This window comes from Sphaerothrix gracilis Ecp01 (assembly GCF_030405905.1).
Lineage (GTDB): Bacteria > Cyanobacteriota > Cyanobacteriia > Phormidesmidales > Phormidesmidaceae > Sphaerothrix > Sphaerothrix gracilis.
In genome coordinates, this window is sequence record NZ_JASATW010000096.1 from 1 (window position 1) to 2,000 (window position 2,000).

Sequence of the window (2,000 nt, forward strand, 5' to 3'; positions counted from 1 at the left end):
GTGGCGAGGAATGCAACGTCTGAACGATATAGCCATGACATGGCAACTGCTAAGGAGTATGGATGGATAACTTATGCCTCAAAGACAGAGCTGATCCGTTAAGTTGTTAAGAAAGATATGACTAAAGGACAAAGAAAAAAGTCGATTGCAATGTGTCGCTAGAACTCAATAAAAGTCAACACTTTAGGCTCTTTAGAAACTAAAGTCGTCATGAGTATGCATTGAGTAAAAGCCTGAAAAAGCGCTCTGACTTTTCGCAATTTGAACAAAATCACTCTCAAAGAGCATAAGCTTCAGAAGCAGGTTTTATGTGTATAAAATTGAGCGTATAGTTTTACATATTTAATATAGAAATTTTGAATCTAAAAAACAGCTATTAGTTAGCGATCGCTTTATTGAATTTGAATTGGAAAAAGCATCTCAGCGATTGCCCAGAAAAGTTTGCTATCAATGTGAACTTAATTTTTGCAAATTCAATATGATTCCATGTTCATGTCTAAACTGAGTGAGAGAGGAGTTTTCTTACCTATCATGCTACGAAACGGCCTATGCCAAGCTCCTGAGAAACAACATCAGTCCCTCGCTACCAGCGATCGCGTGAATGATAGTTTTAAGTCACAAGAGCGATCGCCCGAGAGGGTTTTGCACTGATACAAAGTAGAGTAAGAGCAGCCAGCGATCGCCTTTGTGGGCTCGACACAGAGTCCGAAGAAGGGATGTCCCCAGGGTTCTGCAGCACACTAAGAATGCTTGTAAGCTCTCCTTGAGCTTAGCGCGATCGCATCCGCAAGGAAGCCGATAGGATAGCACCAGTGCTCTGGCTCCTATGCAAGTAAAAGGCACAGCATGTACACACTAAGTATACGTTCAAAACATACATTAAAAATAAGCAAGTTTAATGCATGTATGCAGCTTTATGCGTGTCTCAACACAGAGGCAAGAAGCGATCGCATGAGCAAAGACGCTAAAACGCTTACACAGCAGCGCTTTTACGGAGCAAGGAAAATGCAGAACAAAGCTTGCAAGTATAAAAGCGATCGCATTACAGCGTATAGAACAACAGCACGGCAACACACAAGCGTATAAGCAACACAGCGATCGCAGTGCCAGCAACATTTCGTTTTCACCGAATCCACATAAGAATCGAACGAAAAAATGTCGCGTCCCCCTACTTATCCTTGGCGCGATTGCGGCCACTGCTAAGTGGCTGCCAGAGTCCGTTACCGAGGCGATTGCTACCGCCTTGCCTAGTAGCTCCATGCCTGTCAGCGAACACTACCAGCTCGTCCCTGGCTCGGTTTACAACGGCGACACGCTCAGAGTGACAGACGACTCCAAGGAAATTAAGATTCGGCTGTGCGGCATTGACGCCCCTGAGATGGAGTAGCCGCTGGGAGAAGCTTCACGTAACCATCTGCGATCGCTGATCAACAAGGGTGACGGTAGCCTTATCGTGATGTCTATTGAAACCGACCGCTATGGCCGAACAGTAGCTGAGCTATTCGTTGCCACCAGCACTGACGAAGAAATTCACCTCAACTCTCAGATGACGCTAGACGGCTATGCCTATTACTACGAGCGCTATAGCGATAGTTGTCCGAATCAGAGTGCGATCGCTTTGGGTGAGGAGCAGGCGAGGCAGGCGCGGGTAGGGGTTTGGGCAAATGCTGGCGCGGTGAAGCCTTGGGAGTATCGAGAGGCCGAGCGGAGGCGATAATGTCCTAATCTGCGGCTGTATCACTATTTGAGTTAATCACGGGAGAGAGACTGTCTTGTCTACCTTCCTGAATTGGAAATACATGCACTAAGTATAGATATAGAAAACCAACTGAAAAAGCCAAAATAAAAACGCCTAGAATTGATGAGGTAATTTCAAGTCCGGCTGGCCCTAACTTTAGATTTCCCTCTGACTGTTCATCCTTTGTAAACTGGATATACGACAAATATAGTCCAAAGGCTACAGTGCCAAGAACTATGAAAAAAAGAACATTGTCTTTGGC

At 45.4% G+C, this 2,000-nt stretch carries 2 protein-coding genes and 1 pseudogene; 2 read left to right on the top strand and 1 reads right to left on the bottom strand.

Annotated features, from left to right (window positions below; all coding sequences use genetic code 11):
* The first annotated feature begins 1,258 nt into the window (after positions 1-1,258).
* Positions 1,259-1,387, top strand: a complete 129-nt coding sequence (locus QJQ48_RS27865) for a thermonuclease family protein (protein ID WP_346294460.1) — start codon at positions 1,259-1,261, stop codon at positions 1,385-1,387.
* 3 nt (positions 1,388-1,390) lie between these two features.
* On the top strand, positions 1,391-1,717 hold the full coding sequence (locus QJQ48_RS27870; protein WP_346294461.1) for a thermonuclease family protein: 327 nt from the start codon (positions 1,391-1,393) through the stop codon (positions 1,715-1,717).
* Positions 1,718-1,721: 4 nt separating this feature from the next.
* Here QJQ48_RS27870 and QJQ48_RS27875 read toward each other — a convergent pair.
* Positions 1,722-2,000, bottom strand: a pseudogene (locus tag QJQ48_RS27875) (hypothetical protein); the annotation flags it as partial.

Coding starts and splice junctions, on each gene's coding strand:
- QJQ48_RS27865 (WP_346294460.1), top strand. CDS start 1,259: ATGCCTGTCAGCGAACACTACCAGCTCGTCCCTGGCTCGGTTTACAAC.